The following is a 26,097-nucleotide window of genomic DNA, read 5'->3' on the forward strand; positions in this document are numbered from 1 at the left end:
CGTGCAGGTGCGCTTACCTACGTTCGACGGAGGCGTTCAGCAGGTGCCCACCGGCCGAATTGGAGATCAAGGCCGAGGAGTTGACTTCCTCCGGTGAGGGAGGAGATGCGTCATCCGCAGGTGCCGCGGTCTCGGTCACGGGCAAACCTCCTTGTCGGCGGCGCCGGTTGTGGCCTTGTGGTGGAGACTTGCAGGGTGAACATCGCGGCGTATTCGCCGCGTTAGGCCATGAGTTGGGCGTGCGTGCGCGATTCCACGATCCGGCCGTCGTCGAAGGCGTGAATGCGGTCGCAGCCCACGACTGACGCCAGTCGGCGTGACGGGCCTTCGACCGCCGCGTACAGGCTCGCGCCCAGCGAGTGGACGTCCGTCCTCTTGTCTGGCGCCCGCCACCTCGGGCGCCGGGCGTCGCGACCGGCCGTGCGCCGCACCCGTCGCGGTATGCGGATCGATCCCCTCAGGGCGCGGCGCTTACCTCTCCATGCCGCAGCCCAGGTCTACCGTCGGACGTGCTCACTGCCAGTGCGGTCGGCCGCTCTGCATGGCGCAGTGCAACGGGTTGCCGTGCGCGTCGCGCGTGGTGAGACCCAGGTGGGCCTTCTTGCAGAACTGGCCGCGCTGGTAGTAGTTCCCGGACGGGGAGAGGATGGCGCCAGCGGTGTCGGGCGCGCCGGCAGCGGAACCGGACGAGGACGATGACGACGATCCGCCGCCGGACCGCGATCCCGAATGCGACGAGGAGCCGGAGCCCGATCCGTAGGCGTAACTCCCCTTCTCCTCCGGAGAGTTCGTCACCGCGGCGGGTGTCGGGGATGCGGTCGCGGCTGACGGTGTCGGGGATGCGGTCGACGGACTGGGGGAGGGGGAGGGCGACTCCGAGGCGGACTCCGAGGCCGAGGGCGCGACCGAAGTGGTGGGCGACGGATCCGCCTGGTCCCCGCCGCTGGCGCCGGGCTGGCAACCGGTGAGGACGAGCAACGCCGTGGCCGCAACTGCTGCGGTGGACAGGGAAGCGCGGCGGCGGGCTCGGACACGTATCACAGAGGGACACATCCTGACGGAAAGAGAGGGAAACGGTATGGACGCACGCTCAGTGCGCACCGCAGACCTTATGTCTATATCGCCTCTGTAGTCGGATATGTGGCTGAAATAAGATCCCTGCCTCCGCCGCTCCCTGCTCGCCTAGTCCACGCTCAACACCCGCCCCGTCTCCCGGCCCTCGACGGAACGGACGTACGCCCAGGCGACCTTGGCCGCCGGGACCGGCTCGACTCCTGGGAAGAACGGCCCGTAGGACTCCGTCGATTCGGTGAGCAGCGTCGGGCTCACCGCGTTCACGCGCTGTGGCGCGATCTCGATGGCGGCCGCGCGGACGAACGCCTCGACCGCACCGTTCGCCGCCGAGGCCGCGGCGCCGCCCACGATGGGCTGCTGCGCCAGCATTCCCGTGACCAAGGTGAACGACCCCTCCGGCGCCACGTGCCGCACGCCCTGCCGCACCAACTCGATCTGGCTCAGCGCCTTGCCGCGCAGGGTGGCCGTCATGTCGGCGGTGGTCAGCTCGCCGAGCGGGGCGAACACCGCGTCCCCCGCGGCGCACACCACCGCGTCGATGCCCGTCACCTGCTCGTAGAGCCTCCCCACGGCCGCCGGATCGGCGATGTCGCACAGCACGTCGCCGCGACTCCGCCCCACCGCCACCACCTCATGACCGCGGTCGACCAACTCCGAACGCACCGCGCCGCCCAGCGTGCCGAACGCGCCCACCACGACAACCTTCATCACCACCACCGTCATCCTCGGAAGAAACCGGAGAGCTAGAGAACCGGAGAACCGGAGCTCTGGAGATCCGGTCGGTGTCGGCGACGCTACGGCTCCCTGGTATGCCCCCGAAAATGCCTTTCGGTCAGGAACTATGCTTCCTGGGCATGGATGTGGAGCTACGCCATCTGAAGGCCCTGGTCGTCATAGCCGAGGAGGGCACCATCACCGCCGCCGCGGCGCGGCTGCGCCTCACCCAACCTGCCCTCTCCCGCACCCTCGCGGCGCTCGAAGGGCACCTCGATGTCCGCCTCGTGGACCGTTCGTCCCGCCATCTGACCCTCACCCCCGCCGGACGGACCCTCCGGGAGCACGGGCAGGCCATCCTCGCCCACGTCGACGCCGCCCTCGCCGAGACCACCGCGGTCTCCCGGCCGCTGCGCGTCGGCTACACCTGCGCGGTCCTCGGCGAACTCACCGTGCCGCTCCTGCGCTCCTGGCGGCGCAGCCACCCACACGTCACCCTCGAACTGCGACGCGTGGACAGCCGAACCGCCGGCCTGGCCACCGGCGAGACCGACGTCGCCGTCCTCCGCACCCGGCCCGCCGATGCCCGGCTGCGCGCCGAGGCCCTCTACTTGGAGGAGCGCGTCGCCGCCCTACCCGACGACCACGCCCTGGCCGCCCGCCCCGCTCTCACCCTCGCCGAACTCGCCGATGAGTCGCTCGTCGCCTGCCCCGAGGCCGGCGCCGCGAGCGTCGAACTGTGGCCCAGGGAACGGCGCCCGGAGAGCGTGCGGGTGGTCGAGAACGTCGATGCCTGGCTGACCACCATCGCCGCCGGCGACGCCGTCGGCATCGCGGCGGCCGGCACGCGGGAGAGCCACCAGCACCCGGGCGTGGCCTACGTCCCGGTCACCGACGCCCCGGCCGCCACGGTGTACGTGGCGCACCCGGCGCAGCCCACGCATCCGCAGACGACGGAATTCCTCGCGGCGGTGCGGGAGGCGGTCAGCGGCTGAGAACTGAGGGGGCGGCCCGCGGCTCAGCGGCCGTTGTCGTCCCGGGCCCGTTTCCAGGCGGTGTCGGCCAGGAGGCGCAGGCCGTTGAGGCCGACGATGACGGTGGAGCCCTCGTGGCCGGCGACGCCGAGTGGCAGGGGCAGGGTTCCGGCCAGGTCCCAGATGACCAGGGCGGTGATGAAGGCCGCGGCGATGACGAGGTTCTGCACCACCAGATGGCGGGCCCGGCGGGAGAGGGCCACGGCGGCGGGGACGGTGGCGAGTTCATCGCGGACGATGACGGCGTCGGCGGCTTCCAGGGCGAGATCGGAGCCGGCGCGGCCCATGGCGATGCCGGTGTGGGCGGCGGCCAGGGCCGGGGCGTCGTTGACGCCGTCGCCGACCACGAGCACCCTGCCTCCGGCGGCCTCCAACTCCCTTACCGCGCTGACCTTTTCCTGGGGCAGGAGCCCGGCGCGGACGTCGGTGATGCCGACCTCGGCGGCCAGGTGGGCGGCGGCGCGCGGATTGTCGCCGGTGATCAGCACGGGGGCGGTCCCGGTGAGGGCGCCCAGGGCGGTGACGGTGGCGGCGGCCTCGGTCCGGAGACGGTCGGCGATGCCGAGCGCGCCGACCGGGGCGCCGTCCACCTCGACGAGCACGACGGTGCGGCCGTGCTCCGCCAACTGCTCGGCGAGCGCGGCGGCGTGGCGTTCGGCGCGACCGTCACGGCCGTTGAGGAGCCGGGCGGGGCTGCCGATCGCCACGGCCTGGCCGCCGACGGTGGCCGTGACCCCGGTGCCGGGAGTGGAGGCGAAGTCCGTCGCGAGCGGGATGTCCAGGCCGCGGGTGCGGGCGGCGTCCACGACGGCACGGGCCAGCGGATGTTCACTGGGGTGCTCGGCCGCCGCCGCCAGCGTCAGCAGCCCCTCCTCGGAGAGGCCGGTGGTCAGCGGGCGGACGTCGGTGACCTGCGGGGTGCCTTCGGTGAGGGTGCCGGTCTTGTCGAGCGCGACCTGGTCGATCTGGCCGAGGCGTTCCATGACCACGGCGGACTTGATCAGGACGCCGTGGCGGCCGGCGTTGGCGATCGCGGACAGCAGCGGGGGCATCGTGGCCAGCACCACCGCGCACGGGGACGCGACGATCATGAAGGTCATGGCGCGCAGCAGCGTGGGCTGAACGGCGGCGCCGAACAACAGCGGGACCGCGAAGAGCGCGAGGGTGGCGACCACCATGCCCAGCGAATACCGCTGTTCGACCTTCTCGATGAACAGTTGGGTGGGTGCCTTGGTTTCGGAGGCTTCCTCGACCATGGCCACGATCCGTGCGATCACCGAGTCGGACGGGTCCCGCTCGACCTCGACCCGCAGCGCTCCGGTGCCGTTGAGGGTGCCGGCGAACACCTCGTCTCCCGCCTCCTTGGCCACCGGCAGCGGCTCGCCCGTGATGGTGGCCTGGTCGACGTCGCTGGCTCCGTCCAGCACGCGCCCGTCGGCGCCGATCCGCTCGCCGGGACGGACCAGGACGGTGTCACCGACACGGAGTTGCCCGGTGGGGACCTCCTCCTCGACGCCGTCGTCGGTGAGGCGGGTGGCGGTGGTGGGAGCCAGGTCGAGCAGGCTGCGGACGGAGTCCGCGGTGCGTGCGGTGGCGATCGCCTCCAGGGCTCCGGAGGTGGCGAAGATGACGATCAGCAGTGCGCCGTCCAGCACTTGACCGATCGCCGCGGCCCCGAGCGCGGCGACGACCATCAGCAGGTCCACGTCCAGGGTCTTGTCCTTGAGCGCCTGCAGCCCCGCCCACCCCGGCTCCCAGCCGCCGGTGACGTAGGTCAGGGCGAACAGCGGGCCCCAGGACCAGGCCGGTGCCCCGAGGAGGTGGAGCGGCAGTGCGGTCAGGAACAGCGCCAGTGCGGCCGCCGCCCACCTCGCCTCGGGCAGGGCCAGGATCCTCGTGCGGCGCCGCGGAGGTGCCGCGTCGTGGCGGACGCCGTCGGGCGTGGCTGAGCGGGTGAGCGTGGAAGACACGGGAGCGGGGCCCTTCGTAGGCGGAGGCGGAGCGCACCAACGTCGTCACCGTAGCAGGAACGAATGAACAATGATTCATGTAATCATGGTGGCGTACGATGACCGCATGGGCCATGGAGCGGCAACCCCTCGCAGCAGCGTCCCGCGCGCGCATCTGGACGCGGCCAGCGCCACGAGGGTGGCCACCACCTTGCAGGCCCTGGCCACCCCGTCCCGCCTGCTGATCCTCGCCCGGCTGCGCGAGGGTCCGCTCGCCGCCACCGAACTCGCCGCGGAGGTCGGCATGGAGCAGTCCGCCTGCTCCCACCAACTGCGCCTGCTGCGCAACCTCGGCCTCGTGGTCGGCACCCGCAAGGGGCGTTCAGTGGTGTACGCGCTCTACGACAACCACGTCGCCGAACTCCTGGACCAAGCCCTCTACCACGTCGAGCACTTGAAGATGGGCCTGACCGATGCGCCCGAGGCCGCCCCCGTGAACCGGCAGGCGACCGCCTCCCGTTGAGCGCCCGGCTCGTGCCCCGAACGCCTCCACAGGCCGCATATTCGTTGGTGGGCCGGGCTTCGCGATGGCAGGCTGAGGCCATGAACCCTCCGCCCGATGACCTTCCCCGCCACTCCTGGCTCGGCAGCCGCATCGACGCCCGCCCGCTGTTCGCCCGGGAGCACGCGGCGTTGCTGGCCACCCTGCGCGGACTGGAGCCGGCCGACTGGCGCAGGGAAGTCGTGTCTGGCTGGGATGTGCACGACGTGGCCGCACACGTCCTCGGCGACTGTTACGGGCGCCTGAGTCGGGACCGCGACGGTCACCAGGCCGGGCCCGCCTTCGCGCCGGGGGAGACGCTGGAGGCGTTCATCCACCGCATCAACCAGGAGTGGGTCGACGCCCACCGCCGGGTCAGCCCCGCCGCGCTCATCGATGCCCTGGACCTCTTCGGCGCCCAGGTCGCTCGCCTCTTCGAGGCCGCTGACCTCGACGAACCGTCGTTGGGAGTCTCCTGGGCAGGAGCCGATCCCGCCCCCATGTGGCTCGACAGCGCCCGCGAACTGACCGAGTTCTGGACCCATCGCCAGCAGATCCGCCAAGCCGTCGGCCAGGCAACCGACCCCGACCCGGACACGTTGTCGGCGGTCCTGGACACCTTCCTGAGAGCCCTGCCCCACACCCTGCGCGAAACCCACGCCGCCGCCGGCACGCAGGTCCAGATCCACATCTCGGGCCCGGCCGGCGGCAGTTGGGCCGCCACCGCCACCACTGACACCCCGGGCGGCTGGTCCCTGGCCGAGCCCGACGCCGGATCACCCGCAGTCCGCGTCACCCTGGACGCGGAGACCGCCTGGCGACTGTGCACCCGCGGGGTCGAGCCGACCACCGCACTGGCCCGCGTCCACATCGACGGAGACCGTCAACTGGCCGAAGCCGCCTGCCAGATCGTGTCGATCGTGTACTGATTGCGCAACGCGGCCGACGGTGGCCCGGGCTTCCGCCCCGGCCCGGGGCGAGCCCAGGGGCGGGCGTCCGTGTCGACGCCTCTCCGGCAGGCACTACCCTTGGTCCCGCGGCAACCGTTCATCTCCTCGTTCTCGTTGCCGCACGGCGGTGGGGCTCGCCGTACCCGAACCGCGGCATCGGCGCCGCCAACAGTCCCTACTTGCAGCGGGGCGCGCCCATTTTCGGGTGCCTGGCAAGTAGGAGATGTGGAACGTGGAGAACGCTCAGGCAGGTGCGGCCCCGAAGGCAGCCCCCGAGTCCGTCCCTCCCGATACCGGTCCCGATGTGGAACCGGCTGGCGATGCGGGGCGCCCGTCCCGTGGCGCTCGTGCCGGGCAACTGCCGGTCGTCTGCGCGGTCGCGATCGGTGGGGGACTGGGTGCCGCCACCCGCTGCGGACTGTCCCTGCGTTGGCCGACGGCCGCCGGCGCCTTCCCGTGGACGACCCTGGTGATCAACGTGTGGGGATGCGCGGTGATCGGTGTCTTCATGGTCGTCATCACCGATGTCCGGGCCGCGCACCGGTTGGTGCGGCCGTTCTTCGGTACGGGGGTCCTGGGCGGCTTCACGACGTTCTCGACGTATGTGGTGGACGCCCAGCGCCTGGTCGAGCGGAGGGCGCGATGACCAGTCCGAACGGCAGGGTGCTGCGGTTGTCGGCGCAGCGGGAAGGCACAGCGTGAACTGGCTACTTGTACTCATAGGAGCCGTGGTTGGCGCGCCACTGCGGTATCTGACCGACCGGGCCGTGCAGCAGCGGCACGACACCCTCTTCCCCTGGGGGACCTTCACGGTCAACGTCATCGGCAGTCTGATCCTGGGGCTGGTCACCGGTGCGGTGGCGGCTGGTGCGGCGCCAACGCAGGTGCAGTTGCTCATCGGGACCGGGTTGTGCGGCGCGCTGACGACCTACTCCACCTTCTCGTACGAGACGTTGCGGCTGTCCCAGGACGGGGTGCGGCTCTTCGCGGTGGCCAACGTGGTGGGGAGCCTGACCGCCGGCCTGGGCGCGGCCTTCCCGGGGACCGCGTTGGCGCAGGCTGCCTGGGCGTGATGCGTAGGCGTACTGCTACGCGGGCCTACGCGTCTGCCGGACCGCGTTCACCGCGTCGGCCCGCTCCCTCCCGTGCAGTGAGCGCACGGTGTCGCCCGCCACCAGCCAGGAGACCGGCCCCAGTACCAGCGGCACGACCCCGAGGACGGTCACCAAGAGGCTCCCCGCCCAGGCCATCGAGCGCCGACGGCGCCATCAGGCCCGCGAGCGGGCCCTCCGGTCCCGTCAGCGTTCATGTTTGTTTGCCTGAGTTCGTGGCGGGGTCGCTGAAGGTGGAGAGGAGCGCGGGGAGGAAGCGCCGTTCCAGTTCGCCCGGGGGGTAGACATCGGGTTCGACGTAGCTCTGGGCCTGTCCGCCTTCCCGGAGCGCCACGAGGAGGCGGACGAACTCGTCGATGTCGACGGCGAGTTGACGCCCCAGGCGGGTGGCGAGTTCGGTGACGGCCTCGGCGATGGCCGCGCGGGCCCGGGCGTCGTGCTCGGCCAACTTCCGTGCCGCCTCGGGCGTCCGGATGGCGTGCAGGGTGAACTCGGTGGTCACCAGATACCAGGCACGCTCCTCGGCTTCGAGCTCGTTGCGGGCCACGATCTGTGCGAAGCGTTCCGCCGTGGGCTCGTCGGTACCCATCTGGTCGACCAGTGTCCTCAGCCGCGCGGCAAGGCGGTCGCTGTGCTCGTCGAACAGCGTGAAGAACAGCTCTTCCTTACTGGCGAAGTTGGAGTAGAACGCGCCGCGGGTGTAGCCGGCGCGGGTGCAGATCTGCTCGATGGTGGCGGCGTGGAAACCCTGTTCGGCGAAGACCTCCAGCGCGGCCCGCAGCAGCGCGGCCCGGGTCTGCGGCCGGCGTTTGGTGACTCCCTTGGGCATCGCGACCCTCTCTCCGCTTCTCCGCTTCACTGCCGTCTTCATGGTGCACCGCGATCTGTTGCTCGTTCGCTCGCCTGCTCGTTAGCCGTCGTCCCGCTGTGCGTCCCGCTGCCCGTTCTGTGTTCCGTCGGGCGGGTGCGGTGGCCCGACCGAGAATACAGCAGTGCATCCGATGCATTGCTGTATCTGATACATGGAGGTATCTTCGTGCCCGTCGTTGAACTCCCCGCATCTTTGGAGGACTTCATGAGCGCGGCCACGACCACCACCGCTGCCTTAGGTGCTTCCGGCCCCACCCGCCTGGTCGGCCCCGCCCCCGACGGAACCGGCCTGCCCACCCCTCCCGTCTTCGACTCCCTCGACGCCGAACGGCGATACCGAAAGGAGCAACTCGCCGCCGGTTTCCGCCTGTTCGGGAAGTTCGGGTTCTCCGAAGGCGTCGCCGGGCACATCACCGTGCGCGACCCCGAGCACCCGGACTGTTTCTGGGTCAACCCGTTCGGCATGAGCTTCCACCGGATCAAGGTCTCGGACCTGATCCTGGTCGACCACGAGGGCAACGTCCTGCACGGCGAACGGCCGGTGAACAAGGCCGCGTTCGTCATCCACTCCCAGGTCCACGCCGCCCGCCCCGACGTCCAGGCCGCCGCTCACGCCCACTCGCTGCACGGCAAGGCATTCGCCAGCCTCGGCATCCCCCTCGCCCCCCTCACCCAGGACGCCTGCGCCTTCTACGAGGACCACGGCCTCTACGCCGACTACCGCGGCGTCGCCGACGAGTTGGAGGAGGGCCGCCGCATCGGGGCCGCCCTCGGTCCGCACAAGGCCGCCATCCTCGCCAACCACGGACTGCTCACCGTCGGCCACACCGTCGCCGAGGCGGTGTGGTGGTTCGTCACCATGGAACGCTCCTGCCAGGCCCAACTCCTGGCGATGGCCGCCGGAAAGCCACTGCACATCGATCACGAGACGGCCCTGAGGACCCGCGACCAACTCGGCACTCCGCTCGCGGGCTGGTTCCAGGCCCAACCGATGTGGGATCAGATCACCGACGACGCACCGGACTTGTTCGACTGACACGCGCTGTGCGAGGGGTGGCGTCGCTGGTCCATGCAGGACGGCCGGCTGCCCGTGTGGTCCGGCAGTCATCGTTGCCGCGCCCGCGCACTGCCCTGCCGGGCCCCGACCCTGTGAGGCTAGAAGTCCAACAGGTCGGCGAATGTCCCAACGGGCCCAAAGGGGCGGAGCGTTCGCGTCGTCATCGCACCGTCATCGCGTCGTCTCCGCCGCGACCGGTTCCCCATCAGCGGGCGGACGCGGCGTAGCGATCCGGCTCGGTGAGCGCCTCCTTGACCGGGGTGCTGTCGCCGTCTTCCCCGTCCTTGTTCCCCGCCCCGGCCTTGCGCGGCACCGCGTACAATAGCGCGAAGGCGGCGAGGAAGGCGCCGGCGACGTAGGGCAGGGTGTGCGCGAAGGCTGCCGGCATCCTTGCTGCCTGGGCGGTCGGGTTGCCGCCGCCAGGCAGGTGGTTGAAGAAGATCACCGAGGAGAGGGCGGTGCCGACTGCCTGGCCGAGCTGGGTGGTGGTGTTGTTCAGGCCGGAGGCGGAACCGGCGTGCTGGTGCGGCACCTCGGAGAGGACGATGTCCGCCAGCGGCGCGACGATCAGGCCCATGCCGATGCCCATCGGCACCAGCGGCAGCATTGTTTGCCAGAGCGAGATGCCGGCACCGTAGTGGCCGGTCAGCCACGCGAACAGGACCATCCCGGCCGCGGCGATCAGCGCACCGGCCTGGAGTACCCGGCGGCCGAAGCGCGGCACCAACACCTGCATCGAGACGCCGGCGCCGGCCATCAGCAGCAGGGAGAGCGGCAGCCCGGACAGGCCCGCCTTCAACGGCGAGTAACCCAGCCCCAGTTGCAGGTACAGCGTCCAGGCGAGGAAGAACACTCCCGAGGCCAGTCCGAACAGCAGTTGTACGCCCAGGCCGCCCGTGAAGCTCCTGCGGCTGAACAGCGAGAGCACGACCAGCGGGGAGCCGCCGCGGGCGACCACCCGGCGCTCGTACGCGACGAACAATCCCAGCACCGGCACCGACGCCGCCAGCATCACGTACGTCCACACCGGCCAGCCCAACTCGCGGCCCTGGATCAACGGCAGGACGAGGAACAGCAGCCCGAGCGTGGACAGCAGCATGCCGCCCACATCGAGCCCGGCCGCCCGCTCGGCCTTGGACTCACGGAGCAGCATCGTGCCGGCGATCAGGCCCAACACGCCCAGCGGCAGGTTGACCAGGAAGATCGGCCGCCAACCCAGCCCGAACACATCGCCCTCGACCAGCAGCGCACCGACCAACGGCCCTGCCAACACGCCCAACGAGCCGACCGCCCCGAAGATCCCGAAGACCTTGCCGCGCTCCTGCCTGGCGAAACTGACATGGATGATCGACAGCACCTGAGGCACCATCAGCGCGCCCGCCGCGCCCTGTGCGATCCGGCCGACCAGCAGCGTCTCGGGGGAGCCGGCGACACCGCACACCAGCGAGGTGAGGGTGAACCCGGCGACCCCGATGAGGAAGACCCGCTTGCGGCCGTAGAGATCACCCAGGCGTCCGCCGGTGATCAAACCCAGTGCGAAGGCCAGGGCGTACCCGCCGACCAGCCACTGGATCTGGGCGGTCGACGCCCCGGTGTCCTGTTGGATATGGGGCACGGCGATATTGACCACGGTCACGTCCACCGCGTCCATGAAGGTCGCGACGAGGAGGACGATCAGCGCCAGCCAACGGAACGGATCTGCTGGGTCCCGTGGTGACTGCCTGAGGTCGGGTGGTGCCTGGCCGATCGATACGTTGGTGCGGTCGTGCGGAGTCTTGCCATCAGTCATGGCTTCGACGCTAAGGACTCAATAGGTCACCCGATGACCTCAATGCCGGACGATCAGGGGTGTGATCGGTGCCCTGACCGCCCGGATGCCCTCTCCGCGCGGCGGAGGGGGAGGGCCGGTGACGCCGGCACCGCCGGTAGGTCCGGCAAGATCCTCTGCCGCCGCCCCTCGCCCCCGCATTCCTCGCCCGACCGCGAGGTCACACACTGACTGTCAGGCCGACTCGGCCGTGAGGGCGGCGAGTTCACCCAGGACGCGGGCCGCCGGGGCCGGGTCGACCAGCCACTTCAGGTGGCTGCCTGCGAGGGTGCGGACGTCGTACGGGTTGTCCGGGGTCAGGGCGTTGCCCTCGCGGATCAGTCGGTCCTGGAGCGCGGGCGTCAGGCTCGCGTCATCGGCCAGGCGGACGTAGGTCTTCGGGATGCGGCCCCAGGTCGCGGCCTGTGCGCGGTCGCTGGAGGTGCCGCCGTCGAGATTCTCGTCGGGCTGGAAGGTGTTGAGGAAGGTCAGGAACTCCTCGTCGGTGCCGTCGGCGAAGAAGGCCGCCTTGAACGCCGCGAGGGCGTCCGGGTCCGCGGTGCGGAAGTTGCAGCGCAGCAGGCCGAGTTCGGCCGGATTCCCGACCATCGCCGGCGCGAGCGAGACGCCGTCGTACGTGGCCATCTCCGGCTCGGCGTAGTAGTCGTTGACGTCGAGATCGACCGGGCACCAGGCCGAGACGTAGACGAGGCGGTCGATCAGGTCCGGCCGCGCGTTGGCCACGGCGGTGGCCGTGATGCCGCCGCGACTGTGCGAGACGAGGATCACCGGGCCGTTCTCCTTGGCCCGTTCCAGGATGTTGATGAGGTGCCTGGCGTTGTCGGCGAGCGTGACGCCCTTGATCGAGCCGGGCGCGGTGGCGAGCCCTTCGAGATCCTGCGGTGCCTGGTAAGCGCGCGAGTAGCTTGCCTGGAAACCATGGCCAGGGAGGTCGACGGCGACAGAACGGTGCCCGAGCAGGCCGAGTTCGGCCTGAAGCGGTGCGAAGGAGAAGGAGTTCGCGAAGGCTCCGTGAACCAGGACGAACGTCGGCTGCATCTGTTCACTCACTCTCTGGGACCCGGCCGGATCGACGGCGCATGCGGCCGAGGGGCAACGCGAACGGTTGTCCGGGCTCTCCGCTCTCCGGGGAGATTACGCAGCGAAAGATCATCGGGGCAACCGGTTTGGGTCCTTGCGTTGGGGCCCTTCCCCGGCGCAGGCGGCGCCCCGCCGAGCACGGGATGGCTGTGGGGATGACGATGGGAGCGGGGGAGCGAAGGGGAGCAAGGGGAGCGCCCCGATCCCATCGACAGACAGACAGACAGACAGACAGACAGACAGGCAAGGCGGCGGACGGACATGGACGTCACGGTGCGGGAGGAGACCCCGTTCCGGTACCGCATCGAGCGGGAGGGCGCCATGCGCGTGCCCGGTGTCGTCTTCGCCAGTCGTGAGCTGTTGCCGCAGGCCGTCGGGGACCGGGCCCTGGAGCAGGTGGTGAACGTGGCGACGCTGCCCGGGATCGTCCGCGCCTCGTACGCGATGCCGGACGTGCACTGGGGGTACGGCTTTCCCATCGGCGGGGTCGCGGCCACGGACGTCGACGCCGGTGGCGTCGTCTCGCCGGGCGGGGTGGGATTCGACATCTCCTGCGGCGTCCGGCTGCTGGCCGCGAACATGGAACGGGCCGACTTGGCACCCCACTTGAAGGCGTTGATGGACATCCTCGGGGACACCGTCCCGCGCGGTGCGGGGCGCGGCGGACTGTGGAAGATGTCCGGACGCGCACAGATGGAGAAGCTGCTGGTCGGCGGCGCCCGGTACGCCGTCGAAAGCGGCCACGGCGTCCCGCGCGACCTGGAGCGCTGCGAGGACCACGGGGCGCTGGCGGACGCAGACCCGAACCACGTCGGCCAACGCGCCATCGAGCGCGGACTCCAACAGGTCGGCAGCCTGGGCTCCGGCAACCACTTCCTCGAAGTCCAGGCAGTGGACCGGGTGTACGACGCAAGCACCGCGGCCGCCTTCGGCCTGCGGGCCGGTCAGGTCTGCGTCATGATCCACTGCGGCTCCCGCGGCCTGGGTCACCAGGTGTGCACCGATCACGCCCGGGTCATGGAACAGTCACTGCGCGCTTACGGCATCAAGATCCCGGACCGCCAGTTGGCCTGCGCACCCGTCGTCTCGCGATCCGGTCGCAACTACCTCGGGGCGATGGCCGCCGCCGCCAACTACGGCCGCGCCAACCGGCAACTCCTCACCCAGGCCGCACGCCGGGCCTTCGCCACCACCACCGGAGTCGACGTGGACCTGGTGTACGACGTCTCCCACAACATGGCCAAGGTCGAGACCCATGCGCTGGACGGCGAGGTGCGACGGCTGTGCGTCCACCGCAAGGGGGCCACCCTGGCTCTGCCTGCCGGCCACCCCAGCCTGTCGGAGGAGCTCGCCGAGGCCGGCCAGCCCGTTCTCGTACCCGGCACCATGGGCACCGCCTCGTACGTCATGGTCGGCACGCCAGACAACGGTGCGTTCTTCTCCGCCTGCCACGGCGCGGGACGGGTGTGGAGCCGGCACCGGGCGCTGCGCGAGGTCCAAGGAGAGCACTTGCGGAGCGTCCTGGAGTCGCGCGGCATCGCGGTCCGGCCCTCGTCGTGGCGCGGCCTCGCAGAGGAGGCCCCCGCCGCCTACAAGGACGTCGACGCGGTCGCCACCGCCACCGAGGGCGCCGGACTGGCCCGACTGGTCGCCCGGCTGGTCCCGTTGGGCGTCGTCAAGGGGTGAGGTGAGGGTCGAGCCGGAGCATGAGAAGGGCGGCTGCCCGGTCACACGTCGAGGGTGACCGAGCAGCGCCAGCCATCCGGTCCGCTCCCGCACGACAACCCGTGCAGGGTGACGGCTTTCGGTGCGGCGCCGGTCACCGGGAGCGACCCGATGTCCGTCATGGAGAGGAGGGCTCGCAGGCCGCCGCGGACGGGCGTCAGCTCCGCCTCGACCGGTGCCTCGTTCTGCGTGTCGAGCCAGTAGACGACCTCTTCCAAGAGGGCCACCAGCAGGTCCTCGTCGGTGTCTGCCCGCACCGTCACCTCTCGATGACGGGCACCCGTCGGGCCCCTCGCGGCCTTCGCGCCCGCCATGTCCAGGAAGGACTCGCAGACTCCCCGCACCGCCTGGGCCAGGCACACCTCACGGGTCGGACCCCACGCCTCGACCCGCAGGTCCGCGGTGTGCGGAACGCTGCGGTGCCCGCCAGGCTGCGTGGGGTCGCTGACCGCAATCATGGTTGTGGTGCGTCATGTTCGGCGGCGGGGCGTGGGGTGCCGGCGGCCCAGGCGAGGGCGTCATCGAGTTCGTCGTAGGCGAAGCGACGCACTTCGGACCGGACGAGGTGGTTGGCAAGCCGGGGCGCCACCGCGGCGACCTGGCCGTCCACCGCCAGCGCGATCCGCTCGACCTTCCGATGATGGCCGCGGACGCACCGCACATGGCGGAACAGGCTGGCGAGGTTCTCCCAACCGGGGAACCCGCGCGCATGGATCACGACCCCGGCCAGCGTGTCGTGGCTCCGCAGCCAGTCGTCCGCGGTCGCCGCCAGGGCCTCGAAGTCCTGGGCACGCAGCGGGCGTTCGACCTCGACGAGGAGTACGCCCGAGTCGGGCAGGAGTCGATGGGACACGCCTGAACCGGCCGGCAGCGACGTCAACCACGCCACGGCCTCCTCGCGCTCCTGCCCACCGAAGACATGCACGGGGCAGGGCATCAGGAAGCGCGCCAGGCGCGTCGTCTCCCGAATCCAGCCCGCATCGCTGACGACCGCGCAGCCGTCGCACAGCCGCATCGCGGCGGGGGCGACCTTGAGGTCCTCCCAACCGGCGCCCGGTGTGAACGAACGGAACTCCGGCCCGATCTCGCACAGCACGCGCAGGCGTCGCCCCTCCCTGCGGGCCTCATCGACGAGCGGCTTCACCACCGCCTCGTAGTCGGCCTTCGACACCGTGCCGATCGCCTGCACCACGTCGATGCCTGCGGGCGTGTCCTTGGCGTACTTCAGCATGGCGTTCCTCCCTCCGCGAGGGGGCGGAGCTCATTCCCTACGGCCCCTACCGCCCATTATTTCGCGCTCGTGGAAAGTCGGCGTCGCTCTGCGTGGGGTGGTGTGATACCCACGGTGAGTTGGGACGCCCGTCCCGGTTCGACCCGGGGTGCGTCACCGCGCAGCATGGGAGCAGGGAGAGGAAGGCGGGGAACGCCGCCCTCCGCTCCCATGAGGCCCTGGCCCTGGCGCCGCCGTGGATCGGAGCATGATGCAGCCGCCCGAACAGCTCCCGCGACCGGAGCCGCAGTTCTCGGACGACCTGCGGCAGCAGCAGGATGCCGCGGGCGGCCGTTCCCAGGCACAGCTTCAGGCACTGCTGGACGCGGTGCTGGCCATCAGCCGGGAGCTGGAACTGCCGGCGGTGTTGCGCCGGATCGTCACCACCGCCATGGACCTGGTCGATGCCCGCTACGGGGCGCTCGGGGTGCTGCACGAGTCCGGGGAACACCTGGAGGAGTTCATCGCCGCCGGTCTGTCGGAGGAGGAACGCACGGCCCTGGACGGTCTGGAGTTCCCGCGCGGACACGGACTGCTCGGCCACCTCATCCGCCACCCCGAACCGCTCCGCGTCGACGAGATCGGCTGCCACCCGGCCGCGGCGGGCTTCCCGCCCCACCACCCGCACATGCGCACCCTGCTCGGGGTCGCCGTCAGCGTGCGCGGCCGGATCTACGGCGACCTGTACCTGACCGAGCGCCGCGACGGACAACCCTTCGACCTCGCCGACGAGGAGGTCGTCGTCGCGCTCGCCGGGGCCGCCGGCATCGCCATCGACAACGCCCGCCTGTTCCAGCAGGTCCGCGACAGCGCCGAGCAGTTCCAACGCCTCCTGTTGCCCACCCTGCCCGACCTCGCACCGTTCACCGCCGCGGCCGTCTACCGGCCCGCCGCCGCACCCGCCCACCTGGGCGGGGACTGGTACGACGCCGCCTGGCTCCCCGACGGCGCCGTCGGCGTCGTCATCGGCGACGTGGTCGGCCACGACCTGCACGCCGCGGCAGCCATGGCCGCCACCCGCAACATGCTGCGCGCCCTGCTGTACGACCGCTGCACCCCACCGAGCGCCATCCTCACCCAGCTCGACCGCACCCTCCACGCCATCACCGACACCCCGGTCACCACCGCCTGCCTGGCCCGCATCGAACCCGCCGGCGACGACTGGCAGTTGCACTGGTCCACCGCCGGCCACCTCCCGCCCCTGCTGATCACCCCCGACGGCGGAGCCGCATACCTGCACGCCGACCCGGGCATCCCCCTCGGCGTCGACCCCGCCCACCCCCGCTCCGACCACACCCACCCACTGCCCGCGCGCACCACCGTCGTCTTCTTCACCGACGGGCTGATCGAACACCCCGCTCACCACATCAACCAGGACCTCAACGCCCTCCTCCAACTCGCCGCCGAACACGCCGAAGCGCCACTGGACGACCTCGTCCAGGCACTGGTCGACCACCACCCCAGCGACGGCCACGACGACATGGCCCTCCTCGCCCTGCGCACCCCGGACACCCCGCCGGGCCGCCGCGCGGGCGCATGACGGCCATGGCCAGGCTGCTGATCTCCGGTGCGGAACTCGTCGTCCGCCTGGCGTGGTGGGAGAAGGCGGTCGGACGCCACGGCACCGTGCGCGTGCCGGTGACGGCCGTGCGTCGGGTGGCGGTCGAACCCGACTGGTGGCGCGCCCTGCGTGGCAGACGGCGGCGCGGCCTGTGGATTCCCGACACGCTGTGCCTGGGCATCCGGGAGCACGCCGGCGGGCGGGACTTCGTCGCCATCCGACCGCGCAGTCCGGTCGTCTGCGTCGAACTGCGGGCCGCCGCCGCTCCGTTCGGCCTCCTCGCCGTCACCGTCGCGCACCCACAGGCCGCGACGGAACGTCTTCGCCGCCAACTCCCGGACATCGACCCCGCGGACTGGCGACAGGCAATTCCTCCACCACCGGACTCGGCGTGAGAGGGGTGGGAAGGCCAGACCCGGCAGCCGCGCCCGGGGGCCGGACCGCACGACCGCAGGCCGGGCGAAAACCGCCCACACCCGGCGAGTTGATCGCTCCGCGTCACCCGGCATCGACTCCGCGTCACTTGGTGTCGATTTGGCGAGATCCCAACCTCGTCCTGCCCTTCGCCAGGGCACGCCACCCCAGGCCGTGCCCTACGATCCCGCCATGAACCAAAGGTTCGCTGTGACGGCCACCGTCCTGGCCGTACTCGCCACCGCTACAGGCTGCGCCGGGGACAAGGTGTCGGCCGAGACTGCCACCTCCTCCGCCTCGTCCTCGGCATCGCCTCCCACCTCGCTGCCCTCGGCGCTGCACCACCATGTGTGGACGATCGCCCGGATGCTCGGCGCCCACGCGTTCCACCATCAGCGGGGCGTCTCCCACACCTCGCCCCCGACGACGGTCAACGCCCGCGTCGGCGCGGTGTTCAGTCACAACGGGACCGGCGACCACTTCTGCACTGGAAGCGTCGTGGACAGCCCCAAGAAGACCATCGTCATCACCGCGGCGCACTGCATCCACACCGGCAAGGGCGGCAGTTACCAGTCCGACCTGGCCTTCGTTCCGGGATACCGCGACGGGAAGGACCCCAACGGGGTCTGGACGATCAGCAAGATGATCGTCGACCCTCACTGGGCCCAGTCGTCCGACCCCGCCTACGACGTCGGCTTCGTCATCGTCGACAAGCTCAAGGGCCAGCGGATCGCCGATGTGCTGGGCGCCAACCGCTTCAGCTACAACGTCGGCTACGACAAGTTCGTGAAGATCACCGGCTATCCGGCCAGTGGCAATTCCCCCATCTCGTGCGCCAACAAGACCGTGAAGTTCCAGACCAACCAGATGAAGGTGGACTGCACCGGATACAGCGGCGGCACCAGCGGCAGCCCCTGGCTCACCAACTTCGACCGCACCACCCGAACCGGCGAGGTCATCGGCGTCATCGGCGGCTACCAGACCGGTGGCAGCACCGACGACACCTCCTACAGCTCGTACTTCAACGACGCCATCAAGTCCCTGTACGACAAGGCGGTCAGCGCGGAGAGCTGACGCCCGCGGGCAAGAGGCGGGGGAGAACGCCGCGGCGGGCCCCCGCCTCAAGCTCGTACCGGCCCTGGTGACGGTGGTCGAAGAAGGCAGCATCACCAGGGCCCCCGCCGGCATGCACCTGCAACTCGTCGCCGCCGGCCGGGGCGTGTGGATCGCACCGGCCTCCAGTGCCCCGTACCGCGCGTTCCCGCGCCCGTGCTGGTTGCGATCACGGACGCGGAACCCTTGTTGCGCGAGGCACCGCCGACGAAGACGGCCCTTCCTGCCAGCTTCCTGCCAGATTCCCCGTCCGGGGTGTTGGGAACGGCGGTCGTCATCAACCCAAACCCCTTGTGTGGCGGGAGAGTTGGGGGTCTGGAAGTCGGCGGGTCACGGTGCCTGGCATCCGGTTTCCGCGGCCGGCGCCTCGATTCTGCGGCAAGGCGAAGGGGCCCGGACAACAAGGATTTCCGGGGCGGTCACAGCAGCACGTTGTGGCCCAGGGGGCCACCTGCCGCCCAGCGCGCGAGGCGCCACGGAACAGCGCACGGATACACGATTGATACTAGATGAATGAGTCCGATGTTTGTGCTGGCCGCGACCATGGCGAAGGGCGCCCGTTGGCTCGTGTGTGACGACAAACCTGGACGCCCTTCTGGCTGCACTGTACGTGTTCATCGATGACCATGTGGCCCCTCGTCGCCGGATCGGGCGACCCCCGAAACTGACAGACGCCGAACTGCTGTGCCTGGCCGTCGCCCAGGTCCTACTGGGCTTTCCCTCGGCCCGGCAATGGATCCGCTTCGTACACGCCCGACTGGGACACCTCTTTCGCTACCTGCCCCAGCAATCCGCCTACAACAAGCGCCTGAACGCCGCCGGCCCACTGATCTCGGCCGTGATCCAGGCACTGGCCAGGCAGGTGCCCACCTGGCACGACAACCTGCGGCTGATCGACTCCACACCACTGCCGTGCGCCGCCTCCCGCGAGACAGTCAAACGCTCCGACCTGGCAGGGCACGCCGGATACGGCTACTGCGCGAGCCATTCTCGCTTCTTCTGGGGATTGCGGCTCTACCTGCTGACCACAGCCGAGGGCATGCCGGTGTCCTGGTGCCTGGCCAACCCCAAACTCGGCGAACGCCAGGTGATGACCGCGCTGCTGGAACGCGACCACCACCTCATGCGCTCCGGTCAAGTGATTCTTGCGGACAAGGGCTTCGCCGGGCGGGAGTTCGAGGCGTTCCTCGAAGAGCGCCTGGGCGTCCATCTGGTGCGGCCGGACCTGAAGAACGAGCCTGTCCGGCATGGACGCCTGGCCCACGTCCGCCAGTGGATCGAGGCGGTATTCGACACCCTCAAAGGCCAGCTCAGCCTCGAACAACACGGAGGCCGGACACCCGCTGGTGTCTTCGCCCGCACCGGCCAACGACTCCTCGCCCTGGCCACGGCGATCTGGCACAACTGGAACACCAACGCCCCAGCCAAGCGATCACTGATCGCCTATGACCACTGAAGACATCGGACTCATTCATCTAGGCTCAGCGGCGGCTGATACACGCCTACGGCGGCGCGGAAACCCACCCCGTCGACAGTGGACGGCGTCCCACTTCCTCTTCCCGTTCCCCTGGAGGCTGTCCCATGCCGCTGCGTCCGCTGCCGCTCCGCCCGCCGCCTGGCCGTCGGCTGCGGCACATGCTGTGGTGGATCGCGCCCACCCTGCTGGCCATGGCCGCTGTCATCGCCGTGGCCGTCAACGGCGGCCCGCCCGGATTCACGACGGGCAGCCGCGCGGAGGCGGACCAGGCCGGCGCCGACTCCGTCCCCGACTTCGCCGCGGGGCTGCCCTGGCCGGACGAGGGCCAGACAAGCCTGGCGGTCCAGGGAGTCCAGGGAATCGGCAACCTCGGGACGCGGGGCGCACAGACACCCGTACCCATCGCCAGCGTCACCAAGGTGATGACGGCATACGTGATCCTCCGCGACCATCCGTTGCACGGCGACGAGGAGGGCCCGGCCATCAGCGCGGACCAGCAGGCGGCCGACGAGTCCGTATCCGGAACCGAATCGACGGCTCCCGTGCGAGCCGGCCGGGACTACTCGCAGCGCCAGTTGCTCCAGTTGTTGTTGCTCCCGTCGGGCAACAACATCGCCCGCCTGCTGGCGCGTTGGGACGCCGGGAGCGAGGAGGCATTCGTTGTGAAGATGAACCAGGCGGCGTCGGGACTGGGCATGAACCGCACGGCCTACACGGATGCGAGCGGCATCGAGTCCACGACCGTCAGCACCTCGCAGGACCAACTGAAGCTGGCCCGGGAGGCAATGAAGAACGACGTGTTCCGGAAGATCGTCGCCACCCCGAGCGCGACGATTCCCGGGAGCCCGGGGACGGTCCTCAACACCAACACCCTGCTGCGGATGCCCGGCGTCGTGGGCCTCAAGACCGGTTCCAGCACACCGGCCGGCGGGAACCTCGTATGGGCGGCGACGGCCCGTGACGACGGCCGTGGGCCGCTGGTGCTGGGCGTGGTGCTGCACCAGCAGGCCGGCACGTCCGCGGAGCAGGGCCTGCACGCGGCCCTCGACCGGAGCGAGAAGCTGATCACGGCCGTTCGCGCGGGTCTGACGGCTGACGCCAGGCGGTCCGCATGAACGGCGGCAGCGGCGGTACGGACACCGACCGTGAGGTGACCGTCGGGTCGGAGGGCGAGACCGGGAACGCCAAGGCCGCCGGGAGCGACGAGGTGCCCAGCCACGACAACACCCCCGCCCGCTGGTCGTGGCGCAGCGGCCGAGCAACCGCGACCCTCGCCGTGCTGTGCGCCGCCGTGCTCCTGCTCCACCAGTGGATACCCAACGGCCCCGGCCGACTGCCCAGCCTGATCGAGAGCTTCCTGCCCTGGCTCGGCGTCGCCGTGCTCCCGCTGCTGGCCGTCGCGCTGGTACGGCGCTCCGCGACGGCGCTGGTCGCCGTACTCGTGCCCGCCGTGACCTGGGCCTGCCTCTTCGGTGGCACGCTGGTCGACAAACGCGGCACCGGCGGCGCCCTGACCGTCGTCAGCCACAATGTCGACGACGAGAACCCCGACCCGGCCGGCACCGGACGCGCGCTGGCGGCCTCCGGCGCCGACGTCATCGGCCTGGAGAAGCTGACCGACACCAACGTTCCCCGCTACGAACGGGCGTTGGCCGCCGCCTATCCGTACCACCAGGTGCAGGGCACCGTCGGACTGTGGAGCAAGCTGCCGCTCCGCGACGTGCGGCCGGTGCCGATCATGGCGTGGACGCGGGCGATGCGCGCGACCGTCGAGACGCCCAAGGGGCCCGTCGCGATCTTCGTCGCCCACCTGCCGTCCGTGCGCGTGCGGCCCACCGAGGGGTTCGCCACCAACTGGCGCGACCACGCGGTGGTACGCCTCGCGGACGAGGTTCGCCGGACCCCGGAGCGCCGACGGATCGTGATGGGCGACTTCAACGGGACGGCTGACGATCGCGGACTGGCCCCGCTGACGTCGATGATGCGCTCGGCGCAGCAGGAGGCGGGCGCGGGCTTCGGCTTCACCTGGCCGGCGGCCCTCCCGGTGGTGCGGATCGACCAGGTCTTCACGCAGGGCGTCGAGCCGGTGGCGGCATGGACACTGCCGCGGACGGCCAGCGACCACCGCCCCGTCGCCGCCTCGGTGAACCTGTCACCGGCACCGAAAACCTGACCTTCGGTGAATCGCTGACATTTCCGCCCTTATGGTGGTGGCCGCTGAGGGCTGTTGCTGGCCAGGTGGTGGTCATGGACGGCCGCCGATACCGAGTTACCGATGTGCATGTGCATGTGTGAGGCAGGTGAGAGTGGGTGTCCGCCCCCGTGAAGGTGCTCCTCGTCGAGGACGACGCCGTGATCCGCAGGGCCGTCGGCCTCGCGCTGGAGCGCTACGGCTACACCGTGGACTCCGCGGAGGACGGCCTGGCGGGCCTGGAACTGTTCCGCGCCGGCGGGCACGACCTGCTGCTCCTGGACGTGATGCTGCCGCAGCTCGACGGCATCGGACTGTGCCGACGGGTGCGGGAAACCAGCCTGGTGCCGATCCTGATGATGTCCGCGCGCGGCGACTCCCTCGACGTGATCGCCGGGCTGGAGGCCGGCGCGGACGACTACGTCGTCAAACCCATCGACACCGCCGTCCTGGTGGCCCGCATGCGCACGCTGCTGCGCCGGGTCACCTTCCGCCCCAACGAGCCCGTCACGGACGGCGGTTCGGTACTGACCTTCGGAGACCTGACGCTCGACACCGACGGACTGGAGGTACACGTCGCCGGCCGACCCGTGGTCCTGACCCCGACCGAACTGCGGCTGCTACTGGAGTTCGCCGCGCACCCCGGGGTGGTACTGGAGCGACAGCGGCTGCTGCGCGAGGTGTGGGACTACGGCTGGGACGGCGACAGCCGGGTCGTCGACCTCTGCGTGCAGCGGCTCCGCAAGAAGATCGGCGCCGAACGGATCGAGACGGTCCGCGGCTTCGGCTACAAGCTGCTGCGCTGACATGGCACGCCCCTTCACCTCCCTGCACTGGAAGATCGCCGCCCTGGTTGCCGCCGCATGCTGCGCGGTAGCCCTGGTCATCGGCCTCCTCGTGCACAAGACGACCTACGACCGCTCGCTCTTCGAGGCCCGCGCCAAGGCCCGCGACCGACTCGCCGTCGCCGCCGGACAGCAGCCCGGACCCTTGACGAAGAGCGCCATCCACAACCCCGACGACCTGCCACGCCCGCTCCGGGACCAGGTGCGCCAGGCCGGCGGCGCGCCGCAGACCTGGTACGACACCCGGGTCGCCCACGTGCCCTGGATGTGGGCCGCCCAGGAGGACGGGGGCCGTTGGACGGCCGTCCGCGTCCCCATGGACCTCGACCTGCTCAGCCGCAAGGCACTCGACCGACACAGCGCGTACGCGGCCCTCGCCGCGCTCGCCGTCGTCCTCCCCGCCTCCGCGCTGGCCACGCAACTCCTGGTCAGACGGCTGCGCTGGGTCGCCGTCACCGCCCGCCGGATCACCGACGGCGAACTCGACGCCCGCACCGGAGACCCGGGGCGCGGCAACGACGAGATCGCGGACATCTCCGCGGCCGTCGACGGAATGGCCGGCAGCCTCCAACAACGCCTGCGCACCGAGCAGCAGTTCACCGCCGACGTGGCGCACGAACTGCGCACCCCGCTGATGGGACTCGTCACCTCGGCGGAACTGCTGCCCGAGAGCGAGGCGACCGAACTCGTCCGCGACCGGGTCCGGGCCCTCCGCGCCCTGGTCGAGGACCTGTTGGAGGTGTCGCGGCTCGACGCCGGCGCGGAACGGGCCGAGCTCGTGCCGGTACCCCTCGGCGAGGTGGTCGAGGACTCTGTGCGGCGCACCGGGCTGCCCGTGCACGTCTCGACGACGGACGCCGGGACGGTACGCACCGACCCGCGACGCCTGGACCGCATCCTCGCCAACCTCATCGCCAACGCACACCGGCACGGGCGGCCCCCGGTCAGCATCACCGTGCACGGCACGACCGTCGTCGTACGCGACCGCGGCCCGGGCTACCCGGCGGAACTCCTCGCCCAGGGACCGCAACGCTTCCGTACCGGCACGACCGAACGGGGCCAGGGCCACGGCCTCGGACTGACCATCGCCCTCGGCCAGGCCCAAGTCATCCGGGCACGCCTGGAGTTCACCAACGCACCCGACGGCGGAGCGACCGCCACGCTGAGCCTGCCGGCCGACTGACGACTTGCGCGGCGCCGCTCGGCCCGTCGCACGGCTGCTCAGAGGCAGAGGCAGAGGCACAAGGCAGAACCTGGCCCGTGGGCCTGGACACATGCACGTAACACGCCGTGGGTACCGTGCCGACCTCGGAAAAGGGAGCGACGAAGAACATGCACCAGGACGCCACGGCGAACACCGCGATACGGATACGGCCAGGGGGCGAAGACGACCTCCAGCAGCTCACCGACATCTACAACCACTACGTGACCGGTACCCCCGCCACGTTCGACGTCGAGCCCATCCGCGTCGAGGACCGCAGGCAATGGCTGGCCGACCATCCCGCAACCGGCCGCCACCGGCTGCTGGTAGCCCACGAAGCCGACACCGTCCTCGGCTACATCACCAGCAGCGCACTGCGTCCCAAGCAAGCCTTCGAGACCTCGGTGGAGACCAGCGCCTACCTCTCTCCCCACCACACCGGACGCGGCCTGGGAACCCTCCTCTACCGCGCCCTCTTCGAGGCCCTGGCCGACGAAGACGTGCACCGCGCCTACGCGGCGATCACCCAGCCCAACGAGGCATCGATGCGCCTGCACCAGCGCCTGGGCTTCCGCCCCGCCGGAATCCACCGCGAGGTCGGCCGCAAATTCGGCACGTACTGGGACGTCGCCTGGTGCGAAAAGCCCCTGCGCCAGGCACCGCACCACGCGCCGGACAACCCAGCCCTCGCCTCCGCGGTCTGACGACCGGCGGTGCGCTCCACCCGCTCCGCGCGTTGTCGGGTTCGCACAGCACCGCGCCGCCAGCTCTGACCCTGCCCCCACCGCCGCGCCCCGGCGTCCTCCGTGACCATGGGCAGGTGCGACTCGATCCCGCGGACCCCGCCTTCTCCCATGACCCCTATCCGTACTACGCCCGACTCCGCGAACAGGGGTCGGCCGCCCGGGTCGAGTTGGCGAACGGCACGCATGCCTGGCTGGTCACCGGCTACGAACCCGGCCGCGCGGTGCTCGCCGACCCCCGCTTCTCCAACGTCCCGCCGCAACGCGCCGGCCGGCCCAAGCCCAACTCGCCGGCCCGGCGCGCCCGTGCCTGCCTGGCGCGGCACATGCTCAACACCGACGCCCCCGACCACACCCGGCTGCGCCGTCTGACCACCGCGGCCTTCGCCCCGCGCCGCGTCGACGCCCTCCGCCCGCGGATCGATCGCCTCGCGACCGGGCTCATCGCGGGCCTGGCCGATCGACTGTCCGCCGGCGAGACCGTCGACCTCGTCGACGCCTTCGCCTTCCCCCTCCCCATCCTGGTGATCAGCGAGGTGCTGGGCGTACCGGAGGCCGACCGCGCGGACCTGAGGGAATGGACCTACCGCGTCGGCTCACCCGCGGACGCGCTGCCGAAGGGCGCCGTCGACGAGGCATGGGTGCGGCTGCACGCCTACGTCAGCTTGCTGATCGTCGAGAAGCGACGCACGCCGGGCGAGGACCTGTTCAGCGTGCTGATCGATGACTCGGCCGAAGACGCCCTCGACGACGGCGAGTTGCTCGCCATGGCCTTCCTCCTGCTCTTCGCCGGCTACGAGACGACGATGAACCTCCTCGCCTCGGCCTCGCTGCTGCTGCTCACGCACCCCGGCGAACTGACGGCCGCCCAACGCCACCCCGACACCCACTGGGCCGCCGTGGTGGAGGAAACGCTGCGGTACGACAGCCCCCTGGAAGGAGCGACGTGGCGCCGCGCGACCAGGACCGTGCACCTCGGCGGAGGCGCCGTCATCCCGGCCGGCGACTCGGTCCTGGTCGTACTCGCCGCGGCCAACCGCGACCCGCAACACTTCCCGCAACCCGACGAGTTCCGCCCGTCCCGCTACCTCGCCGCGACCGACGCCCAACGACCCGCGCCACACGTGGCCTTCGGCCACGGCCCCCACTTCTGCGTCGGCTCCCGCCTGGCCCGCCTGGAGGCAACGACCGCCCTCCCGCTCCTCTTCGACGCCCTCCCCGATCTGCGCCTGGCCGCCGACCCAACCCAACTGCCCTACCGTCCTGGCCTCCTCGTACGCGGCCCCCGAACCCTGCCGGTCTCGATCTCCAGGTAGGCACGGGGGACGGCGGAGGCTGGCCGTCCACC

Annotated in this window: 25 protein-coding genes and 1 pseudogene; 17 read left to right on the forward strand and 9 right to left on the reverse strand. The window is 70.8% G+C overall.

What is annotated here, in order from left to right:
* Positions 1 to 513 precede the first annotated feature (513 nt).
* Both PV796_RS37855 and PV796_RS37860 read right to left on the reverse strand, forming a co-directional pair.
* Positions 514 to 795 (reverse strand): hypothetical protein, encoded by a 282-nt coding sequence (locus PV796_RS37855; protein ID WP_274918289.1) that lies wholly within the window; start codon positions 793 to 795, stop codon positions 514 to 516.
* A 387-nt stretch (positions 796 to 1,182) separates the two neighbouring features.
* Positions 1,183 to 1,782, reverse strand: coding sequence for a short chain dehydrogenase (locus tag PV796_RS37860; protein ID WP_274918291.1), 600 nt, complete (start codon positions 1,780 to 1,782; stop codon positions 1,183 to 1,185).
* Between the two features lie 113 nt (positions 1,783 to 1,895).
* Here PV796_RS37860 and PV796_RS37865 point away from each other — a divergent pair, with 113 nt between their 5' ends.
* Positions 1,896 to 2,783 carry a LysR family transcriptional regulator gene (locus PV796_RS37865; RefSeq protein ID WP_274918292.1) on the forward strand — a complete coding sequence of 296 codons (888 nt, stop codon included), beginning with the start codon at positions 1,896 to 1,898 and terminating at the stop codon, positions 2,781 to 2,783.
* A 23-nt stretch (positions 2,784 to 2,806) separates the two neighbouring features.
* On the opposite strand, the gene PV796_RS37870 is transcribed toward PV796_RS37865, so the two are convergent.
* Positions 2,807 to 4,792: a heavy metal translocating P-type ATPase gene (locus PV796_RS37870; protein WP_274918293.1), complete on the reverse strand. Its 1,986-nt coding sequence runs from the start codon at positions 4,790 to 4,792 to the stop codon at positions 2,807 to 2,809.
* A gap of 106 nt (positions 4,793 to 4,898) precedes the next feature.
* Here PV796_RS37870 and PV796_RS37875 point away from each other — a divergent pair, with 106 nt between their 5' ends.
* The 4 genes and pseudogenes from PV796_RS37875 (at position 4,899) to crcB (ending at position 7,335) form a co-directional block, all read left to right on the forward strand.
* The gene (locus PV796_RS37875; RefSeq protein ID WP_274918295.1) at positions 4,899 to 5,294 is read left to right on the forward strand and encodes an ArsR/SmtB family transcription factor; all 396 of its coding nucleotides are present in this window, start codon (positions 4,899 to 4,901) and stop codon (positions 5,292 to 5,294) included.
* 80 nt (positions 5,295 to 5,374) lie between these two features.
* Entirely contained in the window at positions 5,375 to 6,241 is an 867-nt protein-coding gene (locus tag PV796_RS37880; RefSeq protein ID WP_274918296.1) for a maleylpyruvate isomerase family mycothiol-dependent enzyme, read from the forward strand.
* Positions 6,242 to 6,485: 244 nt separating this feature from the next.
* Positions 6,486 to 6,893: pseudogene (locus PV796_RS37885) on the forward strand (fluoride efflux transporter FluC); the annotation flags it as partial.
* A gap of 67 nt (positions 6,894 to 6,960) precedes the next feature.
* The gene (gene crcB / locus PV796_RS37890) at positions 6,961 to 7,335 is read left to right on the forward strand and encodes a fluoride efflux transporter CrcB (RefSeq protein ID WP_274918298.1); all 375 of its coding nucleotides are present in this window, start codon (positions 6,961 to 6,963) and stop codon (positions 7,333 to 7,335) included.
* Positions 7,336 to 7,350: 15 nt separating this feature from the next.
* Here crcB and PV796_RS37895 read toward each other — a convergent pair whose 3' ends face one another.
* Both PV796_RS37895 and PV796_RS37900 read right to left on the reverse strand, forming a co-directional pair.
* Entirely contained in the window at positions 7,351 to 7,488 is a 138-nt protein-coding gene (locus PV796_RS37895) for a hypothetical protein (protein ID WP_274918301.1), read from the reverse strand.
* Positions 7,489 to 7,567: 79 nt separating this feature from the next.
* Positions 7,568 to 8,203 (reverse strand): TetR/AcrR family transcriptional regulator, encoded by a 636-nt coding sequence (locus PV796_RS37900; protein ID WP_274918302.1) that lies wholly within the window; start codon positions 8,201 to 8,203, stop codon positions 7,568 to 7,570.
* A gap of 246 nt (positions 8,204 to 8,449) precedes the next feature.
* Here PV796_RS37900 and PV796_RS37905 point away from each other — a divergent pair, with 246 nt between their 5' ends.
* The gene (locus PV796_RS37905; RefSeq protein ID WP_274918303.1) at positions 8,450 to 9,280 is read left to right on the forward strand and encodes a class II aldolase/adducin family protein; all 831 of its coding nucleotides are present in this window, start codon (positions 8,450 to 8,452) and stop codon (positions 9,278 to 9,280) included.
* 226 nt (positions 9,281 to 9,506) lie between these two features.
* On the opposite strand, the gene PV796_RS37910 is transcribed toward PV796_RS37905, so the two are convergent.
* The gene (locus PV796_RS37910; RefSeq protein ID WP_274918304.1) at positions 9,507 to 11,090 is read right to left on the reverse strand and encodes an MFS transporter; all 1,584 of its coding nucleotides are present in this window, start codon (positions 11,088 to 11,090) and stop codon (positions 9,507 to 9,509) included.
* A 213-nt stretch (positions 11,091 to 11,303) separates the two neighbouring features.
* A complete protein-coding gene (locus PV796_RS37915; RefSeq protein WP_274918306.1) occupies positions 11,304 to 12,167 on the reverse strand; it encodes an alpha/beta fold hydrolase in 864 nt (287 codons plus the stop codon).
* Positions 12,168 to 12,470: 303 nt separating this feature from the next.
* On the opposite strand from PV796_RS37915, the gene PV796_RS37920 reads away from it, so the two are divergent.
* Entirely contained in the window at positions 12,471 to 13,895 is a 1,425-nt protein-coding gene (locus PV796_RS37920) for an RtcB family protein (RefSeq protein WP_274918307.1), read from the forward strand.
* 41 nt (positions 13,896 to 13,936) lie between these two features.
* On the opposite strand, the gene PV796_RS37925 is transcribed toward PV796_RS37920, so the two are convergent.
* A complete protein-coding gene (locus PV796_RS37925) occupies positions 13,937 to 14,392 on the reverse strand; it encodes an archease (RefSeq protein WP_274918308.1) in 456 nt (151 codons plus the stop codon).
* A complete protein-coding gene (locus PV796_RS37930) occupies positions 14,389 to 15,165 on the reverse strand; it encodes an STAS/SEC14 domain-containing protein (RefSeq protein ID WP_274918310.1) in 777 nt (258 codons plus the stop codon). Before PV796_RS37930 ends, PV796_RS37925 begins: the two co-directional genes overlap by 4 nt.
* A gap of 247 nt (positions 15,166 to 15,412) precedes the next feature.
* Here PV796_RS37930 and PV796_RS37935 point away from each other — a divergent pair, with 247 nt between their 5' ends.
* The 10 genes from PV796_RS37935 to PV796_RS37980 all read left to right on the forward strand — a co-directional run bounded on the left by PV796_RS37935 (position 15,413) and on the right by PV796_RS37980 (position 26,065).
* Positions 15,413 to 16,744: a GAF domain-containing SpoIIE family protein phosphatase gene (locus PV796_RS37935; protein ID WP_274918312.1), complete on the forward strand. Its 1,332-nt coding sequence runs from the start codon at positions 15,413 to 15,415 to the stop codon at positions 16,742 to 16,744.
* A gap of 5 nt (positions 16,745 to 16,749) precedes the next feature.
* The gene (locus PV796_RS37940) at positions 16,750 to 17,160 is read left to right on the forward strand and encodes a hypothetical protein (RefSeq protein ID WP_274918313.1); all 411 of its coding nucleotides are present in this window, start codon (positions 16,750 to 16,752) and stop codon (positions 17,158 to 17,160) included.
* Positions 17,161 to 17,371: 211 nt separating this feature from the next.
* Positions 17,372 to 18,253: a trypsin-like serine peptidase gene (locus PV796_RS37945; protein WP_274918315.1), complete on the forward strand. Its 882-nt coding sequence runs from the start codon at positions 17,372 to 17,374 to the stop codon at positions 18,251 to 18,253.
* Positions 18,254 to 18,863: 610 nt separating this feature from the next.
* Complete coding sequence (locus tag PV796_RS37950; protein ID WP_274910934.1) at positions 18,864 to 19,748, forward strand: IS982 family transposase; 885 nt, start codon at positions 18,864 to 18,866, stop codon at positions 19,746 to 19,748.
* A gap of 125 nt (positions 19,749 to 19,873) precedes the next feature.
* On the forward strand, positions 19,874 to 20,884 hold the full coding sequence (locus PV796_RS37955) for a D-alanyl-D-alanine carboxypeptidase family protein (protein ID WP_274918317.1): 1,011 nt from the start codon (positions 19,874 to 19,876) through the stop codon (positions 20,882 to 20,884).
* On the forward strand, positions 20,881 to 21,942 hold the full coding sequence (locus PV796_RS37960) for an endonuclease/exonuclease/phosphatase family protein (protein ID WP_274918319.1): 1,062 nt from the start codon (positions 20,881 to 20,883) through the stop codon (positions 21,940 to 21,942). The genes PV796_RS37955 and PV796_RS37960 overlap by 4 nt, the downstream gene beginning before the upstream one ends.
* A gap of 137 nt (positions 21,943 to 22,079) precedes the next feature.
* The gene (gene cseB, locus PV796_RS37965) at positions 22,080 to 22,766 is read left to right on the forward strand and encodes a two-component system response regulator CseB (protein WP_274918320.1); all 687 of its coding nucleotides are present in this window, start codon (positions 22,080 to 22,082) and stop codon (positions 22,764 to 22,766) included.
* A gap of 1 nt (position 22,767) precedes the next feature.
* Positions 22,768 to 23,988 (forward strand): sensor histidine kinase, encoded by a 1,221-nt coding sequence (locus PV796_RS37970; protein ID WP_274918321.1) that lies wholly within the window; start codon positions 22,768 to 22,770, stop codon positions 23,986 to 23,988.
* A gap of 149 nt (positions 23,989 to 24,137) precedes the next feature.
* Positions 24,138 to 24,710, forward strand: a complete 573-nt coding sequence (locus PV796_RS37975) for a GNAT family N-acetyltransferase (RefSeq protein WP_274918322.1) — start codon at positions 24,138 to 24,140, stop codon at positions 24,708 to 24,710.
* A 116-nt stretch (positions 24,711 to 24,826) separates the two neighbouring features.
* Entirely contained in the window at positions 24,827 to 26,065 is a 1,239-nt protein-coding gene (locus PV796_RS37980) for a cytochrome P450 family protein (RefSeq protein ID WP_274918323.1), read from the forward strand.
* The last annotated feature ends 32 nt before the right edge of the window (positions 26,066 to 26,097 follow it).

Source organism: Streptomyces sp. WZ-12 (genome assembly GCF_028898845.1).
Lineage (GTDB): Bacteria > Actinomycetota > Actinomycetes > Streptomycetales > Streptomycetaceae > Streptomyces.

What these genes read in the sequence shown, in the direction of transcription:
- PV796_RS37960 (WP_274918319.1), top strand. Translation starts at nt 20,881, where the DNA reads ATGAACGGCGGCAGCGGCGGTACGGACACCGACCGTGAGGTGACCGTC.
- PV796_RS37915 (WP_274918306.1), bottom strand. Translation starts at nt 12,167, where the DNA reads ATGCAGCCGACGTTCGTCCTGGTTCACGGAGCCTTCGCGAACTCCTTC.
- PV796_RS37955 (WP_274918317.1), top strand. Translation starts at nt 19,874, where the DNA reads ATGCCGCTGCGTCCGCTGCCGCTCCGCCCGCCGCCTGGCCGTCGGCTG.
- PV796_RS37875 (WP_274918295.1), top strand. Translation starts at nt 4,899, where the DNA reads ATGGGCCATGGAGCGGCAACCCCTCGCAGCAGCGTCCCGCGCGCGCAT.
- PV796_RS37880 (WP_274918296.1), top strand. Translation starts at nt 5,375, where the DNA reads ATGAACCCTCCGCCCGATGACCTTCCCCGCCACTCCTGGCTCGGCAGC.
- PV796_RS37910 (WP_274918304.1), bottom strand. Translation starts at nt 11,090, where the DNA reads ATGACTGATGGCAAGACTCCGCACGACCGCACCAACGTATCGATCGGC.
- PV796_RS37945 (WP_274918315.1), top strand. Translation starts at nt 17,372, where the DNA reads ATGAACCAAAGGTTCGCTGTGACGGCCACCGTCCTGGCCGTACTCGCC.
- PV796_RS37935 (WP_274918312.1), top strand. Translation starts at nt 15,413, where the DNA reads ATGATGCAGCCGCCCGAACAGCTCCCGCGACCGGAGCCGCAGTTCTCG.
- PV796_RS37860 (WP_274918291.1), bottom strand. Translation starts at nt 1,782, where the DNA reads ATGAAGGTTGTCGTGGTGGGCGCGTTCGGCACGCTGGGCGGCGCGGTG.
- PV796_RS37930 (WP_274918310.1), bottom strand. Translation starts at nt 15,165, where the DNA reads ATGCTGAAGTACGCCAAGGACACGCCCGCAGGCATCGACGTGGTGCAG.
- PV796_RS37975 (WP_274918322.1), top strand. Translation starts at nt 24,138, where the DNA reads ATGCACCAGGACGCCACGGCGAACACCGCGATACGGATACGGCCAGGG.
- PV796_RS37940 (WP_274918313.1), top strand. Translation starts at nt 16,750, where the DNA reads ATGGCCAGGCTGCTGATCTCCGGTGCGGAACTCGTCGTCCGCCTGGCG.
- PV796_RS37925 (WP_274918308.1), bottom strand. Translation starts at nt 14,392, where the DNA reads ATGATTGCGGTCAGCGACCCCACGCAGCCTGGCGGGCACCGCAGCGTT.
- PV796_RS37865 (WP_274918292.1), top strand. Translation starts at nt 1,896, where the DNA reads ATGCCTTTCGGTCAGGAACTATGCTTCCTGGGCATGGATGTGGAGCTA.
- PV796_RS37900 (WP_274918302.1), bottom strand. Translation starts at nt 8,203, where the DNA reads ATGCCCAAGGGAGTCACCAAACGCCGGCCGCAGACCCGGGCCGCGCTG.
- PV796_RS37970 (WP_274918321.1), top strand. Translation starts at nt 22,768, where the DNA reads ATGGCACGCCCCTTCACCTCCCTGCACTGGAAGATCGCCGCCCTGGTT.
- PV796_RS37920 (WP_274918307.1), top strand. Translation starts at nt 12,471, where the DNA reads ATGGACGTCACGGTGCGGGAGGAGACCCCGTTCCGGTACCGCATCGAG.
- PV796_RS37905 (WP_274918303.1), top strand. Translation starts at nt 8,450, where the DNA reads ATGAGCGCGGCCACGACCACCACCGCTGCCTTAGGTGCTTCCGGCCCC.